We start from the raw sequence: 16,244 nt of genomic DNA on the forward strand, positions 1-16,244 counted from the left end.
GGCCGCGTGGTGTGTGCCACGCGGGCGGTGGGGGCCGGGACGCGGGTTGGGCGGCCCGGGCAGACGAGGTGCGGATGCGGTGTGCAGAAGGAGAGGGTCCCACCGGAAACGCACGTGCGTCAGGACCACGTCAAGAGAAATGGCCGAAATCTACGCCCTATACCGGCACCAGCGGACGGTACGGCCCATCCGGCAGCTCGACCCGAACACAATCGCCCGACCGGACTTCACCGCCCGTACGCACGACTCCCATAACCCCGGCCTTACGGACGAGCCCACCGCCCTCGTCCCGCCCCAACACCTGAGCCAGCAACCCACGTTGGTAGCGCGTCCCGCTCCACACCCAGCCCGGCCAGCAGCCGAATGCCCGCCCGTACCGGCTTGCCGAAGTTGTGCCCCTCATCCCGGCTGACCGCCACCACAGTGCCCGGCATCTGGTGGGACTCCCCTCATCGCACGACCGGCGGCCCGCTCGGCGTCCGGTCACTCTTGTCCTGTGGGTGAGCTCGGGAGGCTGCTCTGCGGGGCGGCGTCCGGGCTCTGGCTGATACCGAGGCGCAGCTGGATAATCTGCGCGATATCGGCAACGGTACCGTTGCTGCGCAGGAGTTCCAGCGGGGGGATCTCGATCCCGTAGCGTTGGTGAATGGTGACCAGGACCTGGGCGCCCATCAGGGAATCCAAGCCGTATTCGTCCAGGCGACGGTGGGGCTCGAGCTGCGATGGGTCCATATTGAGCGCGTCGGCGAGCAGTTGGGTCAGGGTGTCCATGAGGAACGCCAGGGCTTCCTCACTGGACATGCTGGCGAGAGTGCGCGACAGCTCCTCCAAGCTGGGGGCGCCGGTCTGGCCCCGCGCCGGGACCAGATCCCGTACCCGAGGAGTGTCGAGCAGAGGGAGCAGTACGCTCATCCGCGCCCAGTCGCCCCGGATGACGGCCGTGACATTGGCCTGGGCGGCCAGCAGACGCTCCGCCGTGCTGAACGCCTCGCCCGGGGTGAGAAGTTCAATACCGAGGCCTGCCAGGGATTCGGTCAGTTCGCTGCGTACGACATAGCCGGTCTCTCCGATGGCTCCCCAGGCGAGGGCCTGTCCGCAGTTCCCGGACTGCTGCCGTTGCCGGACCAGCGCCTCAAGGTAGAGATTTCCGGCGTTGTACGGGGCCTGCTTGAGGTTGCCGAAGGTCGCGCTGTAGGAGGAGTAGAGCAGGAACAGATCGCACTCACGGTCCCGAGTGAGGGAGTCCAGGACGGCCGCTCCGCCCATCTTGGGCGCCATCACGGCGGCGAGCCGGTCGTCACTGAGGTCGGCGAGCGGGGCGTCGTCAAGGTGCATCGCGCAGTGCACCGCCCCCCGCAGCGGGTGGCCGCTGGTATCGATCCGGTCGACGATGTTCCGCATGGCTGCCGGATCAGCCGCGTCGGCCGCGTACGGGGTGGCCTGGACTCCGCGCTCGGCGAGCGCGGTGAGCAGGGGCGCGGCTTCTGGGGCCTCCGCGCCGCGACGGCTGACGAGGGCCAGATGACGGGCGCCCAGGTCGGCGAGCCAGGATGCGGTCGCGGCCCCGAAACCGCTTGTTCCACCGGTAATGAGGTAGGTGCCCTCCGCGTTCAGCCGGGGTGCCCGGAGGATCGGTTGGACCAGCGGGGGCTCATCCAGTGGGTCGAAGGCGACGATGACCTTGCCGATGTGCCGGGAGCGCTGCATCAGGCGGAATGCCTCGTCCACCCGGGCGGCGGGGTAGACGCTGTGCGGCAGTGGGTGGAAGTCGCCGTCCATGATGAGGTCGCTGACCTCGTCCAGCAGCGGGCTGAGCTGCAGCGGATCGTGGATCAACTTCATAAGGTTCACGCCGAAGAAGGCGATGTTGTTGTTGAAGGGGCGCAGCGGCAGCGGCTTGTTCTCGTACATGTCCCGCTTGCCGAGTTCCAGGAAGCGGCCCCCCGTCCGGAGCAGGCCCAGGCCACGTGCGATCGCCTCCCCGGCAAGGGAGTTGAGTACCACGTCGACACCCTGGCCCTCGGTGAGCTCCTTGACCTGTACGGCGAAGTCCAGGGTGCGGGAGTCCAGGACATGGTCGACGCCGAGGCCGTCCAGGAGAGCGCGCTTGAGATCACTCCCCGCTGTGGCGATCACTCGCGCGCCACGCGCCTTCGCATACTGGATGGCGGCCAGCCCGACCCCGCCCGCCGCGCCGTGCACCAGCACCGTCTCACCCGGGCGGAGCTGGGCCAGGTGCCCAAGGCTGTAGTGGACGGTGGCGAAGGCCACGGGAGCTGTGGCGGCCGCGGCGAACGAGATGTGCGGGGGCAGGCGCCACACGGCCCGTGCGTCGGCCATAGTGTGGCTGGCCAGAGCGGCCTGCGCCACACCGGCGACCCGGTCGCCCGGTTTCAGGCCGATCACCCCTGGTCCGCACGCGGTGACGACACCGGCACACTCAAGACCGAGCCCCTCCTCGGGCGGGATACCGTCCACGATTTCGCTCGGAAGCAACCCGGCGGACTGCATCAAGTCGCGGTAGTTGAGGGCTGCGGCACGCACCTCGATAACGACTTCTCCGGGCCCCGGCTCCGGCTGCCGGGTCTCCTCCCAGACCAGCTGGTACATCAGACCGGGGTTGCGCACCCGCAGCCGGAAAGGCGCGGTCCCCATGGGTGTCGGCCGCGCCGCGGGCCGTTCCCTCTCGCGGGGGACGAACCGGTCATGGGAGGTCAGAACGATCTCATCCTCGTCCGGCTGGCTGAGCAGTTCGCGTACGAGGCGCCGTGCGTCGGCCAACACGTCGGCGCTACGGTGCAGCATTACCCGGCGGTTGACCAGGTCCGGCTGTTCGTTGGCCAGGCAGCGCGCCACACCCCATGGGGCCGCGTCGGCAGGATGGGTGCACTCGCCGAGGACGGGGAGGGCACCGCTCACCCGGGTTACCAGCCACAGTTCCGCGGTGACGCCGCTGGGGAGATGTGCGCAGGCGGATGCGATGGCGCGCAGCGTGGCGGCGCGCCGGGTGGCCTGTGCCACCAGCTCCGCCGGTTCCCCGGGTGAGCTGCTGCTGAGGATCAGCGTGATGGAGACCGTGCTGGTGCTGAGGTCACCAAGGACACAACCCCAGTCCTGTGCGTCGGTGCTGGCGGGGGCGGTACGCACGGAAGTGCCGTCCGCTGCCAGCGTGTCGGCCACGGCCGGGGCCAGCGGATCGGCTGCCGCGCCGTCCGTTCCCCCGCCGTCGGCTTCCGGGCTCTCGGCGGCGATGACAAACGCGGTGTCCGCCCGGCGGGCGGGGAGGCCGGAGGGTGGCTCGGGGCTGCCGGAAGGGGTGGCGGCGAGGAAGAGCGAGTAGTGGTCGCGAGCGGGTTCCTGGTCGTCGCCGGTCTGGATCACTCCGGTGAAGCCGCACCGTTCCAGCAGGACGGGCCACTGATCGCGGGGCAGCAGCAGTGAGTCGGGGCGAAGAGCCGTGTCGGTGTTGCTGTAGAAGCTGTCCAGCGTGCCGAAGATCGGTGCCAGCGTCTCGGCGTCGTGTGTTTCGATGCCCAGCAGCTGGCCCCCCGGTGCCAGCAGGGTGGTCACCCTCCGCAGTGCGGCGTCCAGGTCTTCCGCCGTGTGCAGGGAGTTGGCGGCCACGACCAGATCGAAGCTGTGCTCCGCGTACCCCTGCTCGGCCGGGTCCGCGTCGAGGTCGAAGGTGCGGTACTCGACGAAGTCGTAGGCGATGAAGCGGCTTTGGGCACGGGTGAAGAACAGCGGGGAGATATCGCTGAAGTAGTAGCGGGTCCGGTCGGCGGGAAGCAGCGGCAGCAGGGCGGCGGCGGTGCCTCCGGTCCCCGCGCCGATTTCCAGTACACGCAGGGTACGGTCCGTCGGCCAGTGGCGCAGCATCTCCGTCAGCAGCGCCTGGGCGAGGCGGCTGTGGAAGCGGGTGACAGGGAAGGTGTCGTAGAACTGCTCGAGGGCGGCCGCGGTGGCTTCCGAGGCGATGAGCTCCAGTGGATCGACCGCCCCACGCAGCACCCCCTCGAGATGCCGCGCCTGCTGTGCTGCCAGCGCTGTATACGTGGCGCTCCATGGCAACGTGGTCAGCGTCTCACGCATGATGGCGCTGGTGGGGAACTCCGCCGCGGTCAGACGCCACTGGCCGTCGTGTTCCCCGGCGAGCACCCCGTGCCGCTCCATCAGCGGGGCGAGGAGGGCGATCAGACGGCGGTGCTGTGCCGACATACCCGCTGAAACGAGGTCATCCAGGGAGAACGGCCCGGCGGGGTCAGGCAGCAGGCCGGCGATGGCCGCCGCGAGGCTGCGGGCGGTGAGCTCCTTGTGGGGAGTGATGCCCGCCTCGTAATGAAAGTCCCGCCAGCCCTCGCGAAGCTCGGTGATCCGCTGCCGCGCCGCCGTGGCGATCCGCTCGGGGGAGGGCAGCGGGGAGGGCCCGCAGGGGGCACCGCTGTGTGGGGCCGCCCGCAGCACGGTGTGGCAGATGCTCAGCGGGGTGCGCTGGGCGGCCGTCAAGCGGCGCAGGCGGCAGCCTTCCAGCTGGGCCGTGATGGCGCCGTTGTCGTCGGTGAGGGTGATGTCCCAGCACACCTCACCCTCCGTACGGGACCGTTCGCGGACCAGCACGGCTCCGGATTCGGCCGGAGTGCCCCACAGCCGTACCGAATCCATGGCGGCGGGCAGATACGCGTGCCCTTCGGCCAGGCGCCGCGCCAGCAGGGGCGCCCCGGCTTGCAGCGCCCCGTCCAGGAGCGCCGGATGCACGGTGTACGGGTCACCGGGCGCGTCATGCCGATAGGTGGCCACCACCTCGTCCCCGCCCACCCGGATGTCCCGCAGCACTTGGAAGCTGGGGCCGTAGCGCAGCCCGGCCGCCGCGCAGGACGCGTAGTGCTCCGCGGCCTCGACCCGGCGTGGGCAGCGCTGTCGCAGCGTATCCAGGTCGAGGGGCGCCGGCTGCCGGTGCAGCTGGGACCGCACCTGTGCGCGGACGTGCGGGCGCGGGTCGCCGCTCTGGTCGCCGGTGTGGCTGTCGGTGCTGGTGATCGCCACCGTTCCGGCGTCCGGCTCGAAGGAGACCTGGGTGCGGACGCTGGTGGCATCGGCCCAGGGCACCACCAGGGCATTGCTGATGTCGAGATGCTCGATCTCCACCGGGCCGCCCAGCACCGCCCGTCCGGCGGCCAGTGCCATCTCCACAAACCCGGTGGCGGGCATGACGACGGACCCGGCCACCCGGTGGTCGGTCAGCCAGGGGACCAGCGGCGGCTCGATCGTTCCTTCCCATACCGGCAGTGGCGCGGGCAGCCGTTCGCCGAGCAGGGGATGCTGGAGCTGCCCGTTCCCGCTGGTGCGTACCCATGACTGCGGTGTGCCGCACCAGTGCCGTTCCCGCTGCCAGGGGTAGGCGGGCAGGTCGGCCACCCTTCCCGGGCGCGGGAAGTACCGGTTCCAGTCGATGTTGGCACCCGTGGCGATCAGGGTCGCCAGGGCGGTGGTGACCCCTCGCGGCCCGTCGGTGTCGCGGCGCAGCGTGGGCAGGACGGCCACCGTGCTCCAGGGGCGCTTCGCGGCGATCCGCCGCAGATAGGTGCGGAGCACCGGATGGGGGCCGATCTCAAGGAAGATGTCCGCGCCGCCGTCGACAGCCCGCTCGACCGCCGGGAAGAAATGCACCGGCTGGCGGATGTTGTGCCACCAGTACTCCGCGTCCAGTTCCGTTCCCCGAGCCCGCATACCCGTGACGGTGGAGTAGAACGGGATCGTGACGTGGGCGGGTTCCAGGTCGGCCAGCGCCTGGGTCAGGCGTTCTCGCTGCCCGTCCATGGCGCGGCTGTGGAAGGCGTAGTCCAGTCCCAGATCACGGAAGAAGACACCGCGTCTGTCCAGCTCCACGCCCAGGGCGGCCAGGGAGGCGGCGTCCCCGCTGATGGTCACATCCTGGGGGCTGTTGATTCCCGCGATCTCCAGCTTCTCCTGGTAAGAGGTGAGTTCGTCTTCCAGCTGTTCCGGTGCCAGTCCAACCGCCGCCATCCGCCCCGTACCGGCCGTGTCCGCCTGCACCCGGCTGCGTTCGGCGATCACCTGTGCCGCCTGGGCGAGGCTGAGGGCGCCGCTGGTGTGGGCTGCGGCGACCTCCCCGACGCTGTGCCCGAGCGCCGCGCAGGGCTCGACCCCATAGGCGCGCAGCATGGCCACCACCGCCACCTGGACCGTGAACAGCAGCGGCTGCGCGACCTCGGTGGCCGCGAGCCGCCAGCGTTCCGGCGCGGCGGCCAGCTCCTCCGCCACGGACCAGCCCAGAAGCGGCGTCAACTCCCTGTCCACCAACATCACCGTCTCGCGGAAGACCGTGTCCTGGGCGAGGAGGTCGGCGCCCATACCCGCCCACTGCGAGCCATTGCCGGAGAAGACGAATGCCACCCGACCGCCGGTCACGGCCTTGGCGGTAGCGCCGACCGCGTGGGCTTGGACTGCTTGCGACTCTCCCGGTGGCGCCTCCCCGGCGAGCGCGGTGAACTCCCGGGCGGCCTCATCCGGTGTCTGCGCCAGCACCACCGCGCGGTGCTCATGCTTGCCGCGCCGCATACAGGAGGTGTACGCGAGGTCGTAGAACTCCTCCGGCGCGGCGGCCAACAGGCGCTGTGCGGTCTTGTTGACCGCTTCGGTCAGAGCCCCGGCCGAGCGCGCGGAGACCAGCACCGGGAGCCCTTCGGCGGGCGGCGTCCAGCTGTCCGCTTCCGGGCGGGAGGGTTCCGTACGGGGTGGCGCGGAGGTGAGGATGACGTGGGCGTTGGAGCCGCCGAAGCCAAAAGAGTTGACGCCCACGGTGGGCCGCTCGGTGGCGGGCAGGGCACGCGTGTCGCTGGTTACGCTCAGGCCCAGCCCGGTGAAGTCGATGTCCGGATGCGGCGGGTCCGCGTGCAGTGAGGGGGGCACCGTGTGGTGCCGCAGCACCAGCAGCGCCTTGCACAGTCCCGCCATGCCGGAGGCGGGCTCCAGATGGCCCACATTGGTCTTGACCGAGCCGATGGGCAGGGCACTGGCGGTACGGCGGATTCCCAGCGCACGGCCGATGGCGGTGGCCTCCAGCGGATCGCCGACCGGGGTACCGGTGCCGTGCGCCTCAAAATAGACCAGCTCGTCCGGGTGTACCCCCGATTCCGCGTAGACCCGGCGCAGCAGTTCCTCCTGTGCCACCGGGTTCGGCAAGGACAGGCCCATGGTCTTGCCGTCGCTGTTGGAGCCGCTGCCCAAGATCACACCATGGATCCGGTCGCCGTCGGTGAGGGCATCCCCGAGCCGCTTGAGCAGCACCATGCCGCCGCCTTCGGCCCGTACGAACCCGTCGGCGTGTGCGGAGAAGGCCGCGCACTTTCCCCGTACGGAGAGCATGGACGCCTGCGAGAAACCGACATAGTGGAAGGGGCTGAGCAGAATATTGGCACCACCGCACAGCGCCGCCCGGCTGGTGTTCGCCCACAGGGTGTGACAGGCACGGTCCAGCGCGACCAGCGACGAGGAGCACGCGGTGTCGATCGCCATGCTGGGGCCATGCAGGTCGAACGCGTGGGAGAGACGGTTCGCCGCGATGGACGAGGCGGCGCCCGACATGGTGTACGCGTTGACAGTGCGCAACGACGCCATTTGCAAGGCCCCGTAGGAGGCATCGGAGATGCCGACGTATACGGCGGTGTCCGACCCGGCCAGCGTCGCGGAATCGATGGCCGCGTCGTCCAGCGCCTCGGCGGTCAGCTCCAGCAGGAGCCGGTGCTGTGGATCCATCTGGGCCGCCTCCTTGGGGGAAATCCCGAAGTAGGCGGCGTCGAAACCCGTGATGTCGTCGAGGAAGCCACCCGCCGCGGTGTAGCTCCTGCCCGTACGGGGCATCGCGGTGTCGATATACCGCTCCCTCTGGAACCGGTCCGCCGGCACCTCGCTGACCAGGTCGCGTCCCTGCCGCAGCGCGACCCAGAGCTCGTCGAGGCCACTGATACCCCCGGGGAAGCGGCAGGCAGCCCCCACGATGGCGATCGCGCGTTCAGCCTCGGCGTCCTGGTGTCGACACATATGCGCGGCCTCCTCATCGATGGCGGCTATGGCGGCTTCCTCGCCTCATTGGTGGCCGCACGGTGCTCCTTGGGAAGTGCCACAGCACGCTGTTCACTCAATCGAGGCGAGAGTTCCCGCTGGTTCCATGGCTCTTTCGAGTGGTTAGGGGGCAGCATCCCGGTGAGGGCCATGCCAGTGCTGTGGTGTCTTTCTGCCGACACTCGGCGCAGGAAGGAGCTCGCCATGTCAGTACTGTTCACCGGTGCCACCGGATTCCTCGGCAGCCGTCTCTTGCGTGAACTGCTCACCGAGGAGTCCGACGAAGCGATCACCGTCCTCGGTCGTGGAGCCCCCGACTCACTGCGCGACCGCGTGCGGACGGCCGTGTCCGGGGCAGGCACCCAGCCGCTCGCCCCAAGCGCGTGGGACCGCCTGCGCTACATCAGCGCCGACCTCACCTTGCCCCGACTCGGCCTCAGCGCGGGCGACCGCGCACGGGCGACCAAGGGCGTCAGGACCCTGTGGCACTGCGCCGGGCTGGTGGCTCTCCTGGGCGACCCGGCCCCCGTGTTCAAGACCAATGTTCTGGGGACCCGCGGCGTGCTTGAACTCGCCGATGAGGCGGTCGGCGCGCATCTGCTGCACATCAGCACGGCCTTTGTCGCCGGCGGTCGGCGAAGTGGACACATCCTGGAGACTGACCTCAGTGAAGACGAGGGTTTCCAGACCTACTACGAGGAGAGCAAGTACACGGCCGAACGCGCGGTCCATGCCTGGGCCCAGCGCAATGGCCGCACCGTTACCGTCCTGCGCCCCAGCCTGCTCGTCGACGACCGGGTCACCCCGCAAGGACTGCCAGGCCAGCCGCTTGACTTGCTCATCCAGCTCATCGACGGTGTGCTGCGCGACAAGGGGCATGAGGGTGACGGAGACATCCATGTCGAGGGGATGCGATTTCGGCTGCGGGGCGATTCTGAGAGCGCCATCAACCTGGTCCCTGTGGAGTACGCGGCTCGGGCCATGGTGCGTATCGCGGCCCGCCGTTCCGGTGCGGGGGTGCGCACGGTGCATGTCACCCACCCGCACAACACCTCCTTCGAAACCACCCTGCGAGCCTTTGAGGCCCGCTATCCAGGACTGAAGGTGTCTTTGACGCCGACCGTCACCAACCCCACCCCATATGAGTCCGCTGCCATGCAACAAGCGTCGAATCTGCTCGCCATGGGCGCACATCACCGCACCTACGACCGCGCGAACCTGCTCCAGCTCGTCGCCGACCTCCCCGACCCGCCCCCCATCAACAGCCAGTACCTGACCCGAGCCCTGACCCACCCCAAACCTGCCCCGTAATCTGCCACGCTGTGAGCACTCAGCCTCCCAGTGTTGTGGGCAGTCGTTCCGCAGGGCGGAACGGGTGGGCACAACACCCGGCCACCGAAGCCGCACCGGCCACCCCCGGGGCCCGGGGCGACGCCCCGGTTTCCGGGAAGGGGCGGGCATAGGGGAAACCCACCCACAGCACGAGAACCCCGCCCCCCCCGGAACGGGGTCCTCGGCAACGCCAAAGCGCCGCAACGCCAAAGCGCCGCCATCCTCAGAAGCGCCGCGTAATCAACGCTCGCTTAACCTCCTGAATAGCCTTCGTAACCTCAATACCGCGCGGACACGCATCCGTGCAGTTGAAGGTCGTACGGCACCGCCAGACGCCATCCTTGTCGTTAAGGATCTCCAGCCGCTGCTCCCCAGCCTCGTCACGCGAGTCGAAGATAAAGCGGTGCGCGTTGACGATCGCCGCCGGCCCGAAGTACTGGCCGTCGTTCCAGAACACCGGGCACGACGTGGTGCACGCGGCGCACAGAATGCACTTGGTGGTGTCGTCGAAGCGGGCCCGGTCCTCGTCGGACTGGTAGCGCTCGCGCGTCGGCTCGTTCCCGGTCGTGACCAGGAAGGGCATCACATCGCGGTACGCCTGGAAGAACGGCTCCATGTCGACCACCAGGTCCTTGAGGACCGTAAGGCCCTTTATGGCCTCGATGGTGATCGGCTTCTCCGGGTTGATGTCCTTGATCAGCGTCTTGCACGCCAGCCGGTTACGGCCGTTGATCCGCATCGCGTCGGAGCCGCAGATGCCGTGCGCGCAGGAGCGCCGGAAGGTCAGGGTGCCGTCCTCCTCCCACTTGATCTTGTGGAGGGCGTCCAGGACGCGCTCCTTGGGATCAATCTGGAGGGTGAAGTCCTCCCAGTACGCCTCCGTCGCGGCCTCAGGGTTGAAGCGGCGGATCCGGAAGGTGGCCGTGATCAGGTGGTCGGCGGCAGCGGCAGCGGAATCATCCCGGCCCGCCTTGGCCTTGTCCATCGTTGGAGTTGCCATCAGTACTTACGCTCCATCGGCTGGTAGCGGGTCTGGACGACCGGCTTGTAGTCCAGCCGGATCGACTCGGTGCCGTCGTCGCCGACCTCGCGGTACGCCATCGTGTGGCGCATGAAGTTGACGTCGTCACGGTTCGGATAGTCCTCACGGTAGTGACCGCCGCGGGACTCCTTGCGGGCGAGCGCGGAGACGGCCGTCACCTCGGCCAGCTCAAGCAGGTTGCCCAGCTCGATGGCCTCCAGCAGGTCGGTGTTGAACCGCTTGCCCTTGTCCTGCACGCTGACGTTGAGGTACCGCTTGCGCAGGGCGGCGATCTCCTCGACCGCCTCCTTCAGCGTCTGCTCGGTGCGGAACACCATGACGTTCTTGTCCATGGTCTCCTGCAGCGCCGTACGGATCTCGGTGACCCGCTCGTTGCCCTTGGCGTCCCGCATCCGCTCAACCTGCTCGACCACGAACTTCTCCGGCGCCTCCGGCAGCTCGACGAAGTCCGCGCTCGAGGCGTACTCGGCGGCGGCGATACCGGCGCGGCGCCCAAAGACGTTGATGTCCAGGAGCGAGTTCGTGCCCAGACGGTTCGCGCCGTGTACGGAGACACAGGCGACCTCACCGGCGGCGTACAGGCCGGGCACCACCGTGGTGTTGTCGGCCAGCACCTCACCCTGGACGTTCGTCGGCATGCCGCCCATCGCGTAGTGCGCGGTCGGCTGGATCGGAATCGGGTCCGTGTAGGGCTCGATACCGAGGTACGTCCGGGCGAACTCGGTGATATCCGGGAGCTTCGCGTCCAGCTGCTCCGGCGGCAGGTGGGTCAGGTCCAGGAAGACATGGTCCTTGTCGGGACCGCAGCCCCGGCCCTCGCGGATCTCGGTGTAGATGGAGCGCGAGACGACGTCACGGGAGGCGAGGTCCTTCATGACGGGCGCGTACTTCTCCATGAAGCGCTCGCCGTCCTTGTTGCGGAGGATGCCGCCCTCACCACGCGCACCCTCGGTCAGCAGGATGCCCATCTTCCAGATGCCGGTCGGGTGGAACTGGAAGAACTCCATGTCCTCCAGCGGCAGCCCCCGCCGCCAGGCCGCCGCCTGGCCGTCCCCGGTCAGGGTGTGGGCATTGGACGAGACCTTGAAGAACTTGCCGTTGCCACCCGAGGCGAAGATGACCGACTTCGCCCGGAAGATGTGGATTTCGCCGGTGGCCAGCTCATACGCCACCACACCAGCGGTCCGCTTGACGCCATCGACCTCGTTGAGGATCAGGTCCAGGACGTAGAACTCGTTGTAGAACTCCACGCCCTCCTTCACGCAGTTCTGGTACAGCGTCTGAAGGATCATGTGGCCGGTGCGGTCCGCCGCATAGCAGGACCGGCGCACCGGGGCCTCACCGTGGTTACGGCTGTGGCCGCCGAACCGGCGCTGGTCGATGGTGCCGTTCGGTGTCCGGTTGAACGGCAGGCCCATCTTCTCCAGGTCGAGTACGGAGTCGATGGCCTCCTTCGCCAGGATCTCGGCGGCGTCCTGGTCGACCAGGTAGTCGCCGCCCTTGATCGTGTCGAAGGTGTGCCACTCCCAGTTGTCCTCCTCGACATTCGCGAGGGCCGCGGCCATACCGCCCTGGGCGGCACCGGTGTGGGAGCGCGTCGGGTAGAGCTTGGTCAGCACCGCGGTGCGGCTGCGCTTCGTCGACTCAATGGCGGCGCGCATACCCGCGCCACCGGCGCCGACGATGACGGTGTCGTACTTGTGGATCTTCATTGAGCTCACTACCTCAGCCCTCAGCGGATGTTCGGGTCGAAGGTGAAGATCACCAGCGTGCCCAGCAGAACGGTGAACACCGTGGCGGTGTACAGCAGCATCTTCAGCCAGAAACGGGTGTTGTCCCGCTCGGCGTAGTCATTGATGATCGTGCGCAGACCGTTCGCGCCATGCAGCATCGCCAGCCACAGCATGAGCAGGTCCCAGGTCATCCAGAACGGCGAGGCCCAGCGCCCGGCGACAAACGCGAAGCTGATCTTCTGCACACCGCCGTCCAGCACGAGCTGGATCAGCAGGTGGCCGATGACCAGGACGACGAGCAGGATGCCGGACAGCCGCATAAACAGCCAGCCGTGCAGCTCGAAGTTGGTCCGCGTCGCCTTCGGGGTCTTCCCGGTGCGGGCACGGGGCGGCTCGATGAGGGGCGCCGGGCGTTCCACGGAGGGAGTGCCGGACGGCTCAGTGATCTCGACGGACATCGTCATCAGCTCCCGAAGACTTCGTGGAAGGCGTGCGACAGAACAGGCCAGAAGGCGCCTGCCATCAGCACGATCCAGATGCCCATCACGGTGTACAGCATCTGCTTCTGGTACTTGGCGCCCTTCGACCAGAAGTCCACCGCGACGACCCGCAGGCCGTTCAGCGCGTGGAAGAGCACAGCGGCGACCAGGCCGTACTCCATCAGGGCGACGAGGGGCGTCTTGTACACCGCGATGGTCTCGTCGTACGCCTCGGGGGAGACCCGGACAAGTGCGGTGTCGAGGACATGGACGAACAGGAAGAAAAAGATGAGGACACCGGTGACTCGATGAGCCACCCACGACCACATGCCTTCCCGGCCGCGGTACAGCGTTCCAGCCGGCACGGAAAAACCCTCCGGATGCGGGGAAAGGGCCTGCCGGCTTCGGTGTCGGTCGGGCCCGGCCGGGTACGGTCCACCGGCCGCCCGCCATCGTAGCGACGTGCTGTCGGTTCCCTAGCCCGGGGGGCTCAGATGTGATCAATCAGGCACGGACGGCCTACCTGCCGGACTGCCCGTCGGCCTGCCCGCCGACCTGCCCGTCGGGCTCCCTGCGGCGAGATCGCGTACAACCAGCCGCAGCAGCCTGCCCTGGGCGAGGCGGCGCAGCTCATCAGCGGTGATGGCGAGCTCCTGCTCGGCCTCATGGCCCAGTCTGGTGCGGATCCCGGCGAGTATTGCGTCCAGCCGTTCCTCGGGAGGTAAGCCGTCCAGACAGATCACGAAGGCATAACCAAAGCGGCTCTCATACGCTGCGTGTGCGGCCCGTAGCGCGGTGTGCGCGGCGAGCGCGCCCGGGCCCTCGGAAGGGTGCTGGGCCCCGGACTCGGCGGCCAGCGCCTCGGCCACATCCTGGTCGGTGAGGTCGTAGCTGGCCTCGTCGGCGGCGGCGAGCAGCGACTGGGGATCCGGATACGGCCGGTGGCCGGCGACCCGCCGCGCCCACCGGCGGCTGCCGCAGCAGGTGAGCAGGGTGGCTTCGGCGCTCTCGACAGCGGCGTTGTTCAGCTGGTCGAGCGGCGTCTCCATGCCGCGCTGGGTGGGGAGGCGCATGGTCTCCTCGGTGGTCTCCTGGGGCAGGGGAACTGATGAGACGGGGATGAGACGGTATGCGACCACCGTAACGACGCATCCCGGGCATCGTCCGACGGATGCGCGACTGCCACCCGTAAGGGAGATGGAGCGGGCGCATAGCTGACGACTGACGTTTATGAAGAGGGGAATACCGTGGCTGTATGGAACGTACGCGCCGGATGAGCCGGGTGAGCCGGAAGAAAGTCGCGCTGGGCGTGACCGCGCTCACCGCCACCGCCGTGGCCGGCGCGCTGACCGTCACCCAGCTCTCCGGCGACGGCCCGGCACGCGATACGGACCGCACCGCGCCACCGGATGACGGGCGCCCCCGCGCCACCGCGCCGTCGGCCCCGGCGACTCCGGACAGCCCCCGGGTGGCGCCCGCCCCCGAGCCGCGCACCATCCCCGCCATCCGCGACTGGACCCCCGGCCGGGGCCCCGGCTGGGAGCCCGCGAAAGGCAGCCGGGTCGTCGCCGACCCGAAGGGCCCGCTCACCGATGAGGCACGGCTGCTCGCCCGCGAGCTGAAGGTCCGCTACTCACCCGGGCCCGCCCGCGCGGGCGACGTCGAGCTGGCACTGCGCACCGCGGCACCGGGCGGCCGTGAGGCGTATGAGCTGGTCACCGAGGACGAACGGGTGACCATCACCGGCGGCGCCGAGGCCGGGGTCTTCTATGGCACCCGCACCCTGCTCCAGTCCGTGCGCGATCGTGGCCGGATATCCGAGGGCGTCATCCGGGACCGGCCCGACCGGCCGCAGCGCGGCATGACGCTGGACATCGCGCGCAAGCACTTCAGCGCCGAGTGGATCGAGGCCCGGATACGTGAGATGGCCGACCTCAAGCTCAACCAGCTCCAGCTCCATCTCTCCGACGACCAGGCGTTCCGGATCGAGAGCGACAGCCACCCGGAGGTGGTCTCGGACCCGCACCTCACCAAGGCGGAGATACGCCGGATCGTCAAGCTGGCCGCCTCGCTCCATATCGCCGTCATCCCCGAGATCGACTCACCCGGCCACCTGGGCGCCGTACTGGCCGCTCACCCCGACCTCCAGCTGCGGGACGTCAATGGCAAGCCGGTGCGCGGCGCGATCGACATCGCCCAGCCGAAGGCCGCGCGGATCATCGACGACCTGCTCAATGAGTACGCCCCGCTCTTCCCCGGCACCTACTGGCATCTGGGCGGCGATGAGTACGCCGCGCTGTTCGCCCGTAACCCGGAGGCCGCCCATCCCGGACTGCACCGGGCCGCTCAGCGCAAGTACGGCGACCGGGCCACCGTCCAGGACCTCGCCACCGGCTGGCTCAACGACCGTGCCGCCGTCGTACGCGGCCACGGCAAGACACCGCAGGTCTGGAACGACGGCATGCACCGGGGCGGAGTGGTCACCCCGCACCGTGACCGTGAGGTCACGTACTGGACCGGCAAGGAGATAGGCGCCCGGGAGCCGGAGGAGTATCTGCGCGAGGGCTGGAACATCGTCAACCTGAACGACGAGTACCTCTACTACGTACTGGGCGAGCCGCACGACTTCACCTACCCGACCGGTCGGCGGATCTACGAGGAGTGGACCCCGGCCGTACTGCGCGGCACCAAGCCGGTCCCCGAGTCGATGGCCGGGCCGGACCGCATAGTGGGCGGGCGTTTCGCGATCTGGTGCGATCTGGCCGGTGCCCAGACCACGGAGCAGGTGGCTGAGGGGATCCGGCTGCCGTTGCGGGCGGTGTCCCAGAAGCTGTGGGACCCACGCGAGCCGAAGCGGAGCTGGGCTGACTTCAAGAAGCTAGCCGACCGCGTGGAGTGAGCCTGGCTCCCGGCTCCCGGGCCCGGGTCCGGACGGGGACGGCAGACTCAGGTCCCTTCCCCCAGCAGGAGGCATAGCACTTATGCGAGGAAGGATCAGGAAGTTCTCCTCTTCCAGAATGTGCCAAGCGAGGCGATCGTGGGGCACTGGCCAGGAAGGTAGTGGTACTCGTGAAAGAATTGCTGGAGGCGCTGGACGAAGCGTGGGATGACGAGTCTGGATTCCTGGGAAAACTTCGGTCGCAAGAGTTCGATCAAGATGCAGGCGAAGCCTATGTGGCACTTCTCTCAAGAATTCCACCAATTGGTGAAACCGTCGATTCGGCGCTAGTTCGGCTGATCTGGTTCGCCCCGATGTTCATTGAGTGGCAGATGGAAAGAGCGACGAATAATGAAGTAGAGGCTGCAAATCTGAAGCGTATCGCGGGCCAGGTTCAGGAAGCGGTTGCTGACGTTCTCGGAATCCCCTAGCGTCGTGCGGTAAGCGTCAGGGCGTCGTTGAGGCTGAACGTGAAGACCGGCGCGACCGCTGAGTAAGCAGGGCGCTGTGCACGCTCTGCAATGTGACTCTTGGGGCAGCATGTGGTGGCTGCACCACACCCCAGCGGGCCTGCCGTCGTCGCTACGGCGTGTCCTCGGGCCGGCCGACAGCAGGCTGATTAGGGAACTGCCTCGGAG

9 protein-coding genes are annotated in these 16,244 nt (G+C 68.5%); 3 read left to right on the forward strand and 6 right to left on the reverse strand.

Translation table 11 applies throughout. From position 1 onward, the window contains the following. Positions 1-483: 483 nt before the first annotated feature. Positions 484-8,061, reverse strand: coding sequence for a type I polyketide synthase (locus test1122_RS16990; protein WP_232270017.1), 7,578 nt, complete (start codon positions 8,059-8,061; stop codon positions 484-486). 225 nt (positions 8,062-8,286) lie between these two features. On the opposite strand from test1122_RS16990, the gene test1122_RS16995 reads away from it, so the two are divergent. Beyond that, positions 8,287-9,393: an SDR family oxidoreductase gene (locus test1122_RS16995; RefSeq protein WP_232270018.1), complete on the forward strand. Its 1,107-nt coding sequence runs from the start codon at positions 8,287-8,289 to the stop codon at positions 9,391-9,393. Positions 9,394-9,637: 244 nt separating this feature from the next. On the opposite strand, the gene test1122_RS17000 is transcribed toward test1122_RS16995, so the two are convergent. The 5 genes from test1122_RS17000 to test1122_RS17020 form a co-directional block, all read right to left on the reverse strand. Continuing rightward, the gene (locus test1122_RS17000) at positions 9,638-10,414 is read right to left on the reverse strand and encodes a succinate dehydrogenase iron-sulfur subunit (protein WP_232270019.1); all 777 of its coding nucleotides are present in this window, start codon (positions 10,412-10,414) and stop codon (positions 9,638-9,640) included. After that, positions 10,414-12,168 carry a succinate dehydrogenase flavoprotein subunit gene (gene sdhA, locus test1122_RS17005; protein ID WP_232270020.1) on the reverse strand — a complete coding sequence of 585 codons (1,755 nt, stop codon included), beginning with the start codon at positions 12,166-12,168 and terminating at the stop codon, positions 10,414-10,416. Before sdhA ends, test1122_RS17000 begins: the two co-directional genes overlap by 1 nt. Before the next feature lie 20 nt (positions 12,169-12,188). Further along, positions 12,189-12,647: a succinate dehydrogenase hydrophobic membrane anchor subunit gene (locus test1122_RS17010; protein WP_232270021.1), complete on the reverse strand. Its 459-nt coding sequence runs from the start codon at positions 12,645-12,647 to the stop codon at positions 12,189-12,191. A 5-nt stretch (positions 12,648-12,652) separates the two neighbouring features. Next, positions 12,653-13,033 (reverse strand): succinate dehydrogenase, cytochrome b556 subunit, encoded by a 381-nt coding sequence (gene sdhC / locus test1122_RS17015; protein WP_277879840.1) that lies wholly within the window; start codon positions 13,031-13,033, stop codon positions 12,653-12,655. A 135-nt stretch (positions 13,034-13,168) separates the two neighbouring features. Further along, positions 13,169-13,741, reverse strand: coding sequence for a 2-oxo-4-hydroxy-4-carboxy-5-ureidoimidazoline decarboxylase (locus test1122_RS17020; protein WP_422397080.1), 573 nt, complete (start codon positions 13,739-13,741; stop codon positions 13,169-13,171). A 182-nt stretch (positions 13,742-13,923) separates the two neighbouring features. Between test1122_RS17020 and test1122_RS17025 the strand changes: the two genes are divergently transcribed. Together test1122_RS17025 and test1122_RS17030 are read left to right on the forward strand one after the other, a co-directional pair. Then, positions 13,924-15,567, forward strand: a complete 1,644-nt coding sequence (locus tag test1122_RS17025; RefSeq protein ID WP_232270022.1) for a beta-N-acetylhexosaminidase — start codon at positions 13,924-13,926, stop codon at positions 15,565-15,567. A 170-nt stretch (positions 15,568-15,737) separates the two neighbouring features. Next, on the forward strand, positions 15,738-16,037 hold the full coding sequence (locus tag test1122_RS17030; protein WP_232270023.1) for a hypothetical protein: 300 nt from the start codon (positions 15,738-15,740) through the stop codon (positions 16,035-16,037). Positions 16,038-16,244 lie beyond the last annotated feature (207 nt).

It is taken from the genome of Streptomyces gobiensis (assembly GCF_021216675.1).
Lineage (GTDB): Bacteria > Actinomycetota > Actinomycetes > Streptomycetales > Streptomycetaceae > Streptomyces > Streptomyces gobiensis.

Bases quoted from the DNA above. Each gene is read 5' to 3' on its own strand.
- test1122_RS16990 (WP_232270017.1), bottom strand. From the start codon at position 8,061: ATGTGTCGACACCAGGACGCCGAGGCTGAACGCGCGATCGCCATCGTG.
- test1122_RS16995 (WP_232270018.1), top strand. From the start codon at position 8,287: ATGTCAGTACTGTTCACCGGTGCCACCGGATTCCTCGGCAGCCGTCTC.
- test1122_RS17000 (WP_232270019.1), bottom strand. From the start codon at position 10,414: ATGGCAACTCCAACGATGGACAAGGCCAAGGCGGGCCGGGATGATTCC.
- sdhA (WP_232270020.1), bottom strand. From the start codon at position 12,168: ATGAAGATCCACAAGTACGACACCGTCATCGTCGGCGCCGGTGGCGCG.
- test1122_RS17010 (WP_232270021.1), bottom strand. From the start codon at position 12,647: ATGTCCGTCGAGATCACTGAGCCGTCCGGCACTCCCTCCGTGGAACGC.
- test1122_RS17020 (WP_422397080.1), bottom strand. From the start codon at position 13,741: ATGCGCCTCCCCACCCAGCGCGGCATGGAGACGCCGCTCGACCAGCTG.
- test1122_RS17025 (WP_232270022.1), top strand. From the start codon at position 13,924: ATGGAACGTACGCGCCGGATGAGCCGGGTGAGCCGGAAGAAAGTCGCG.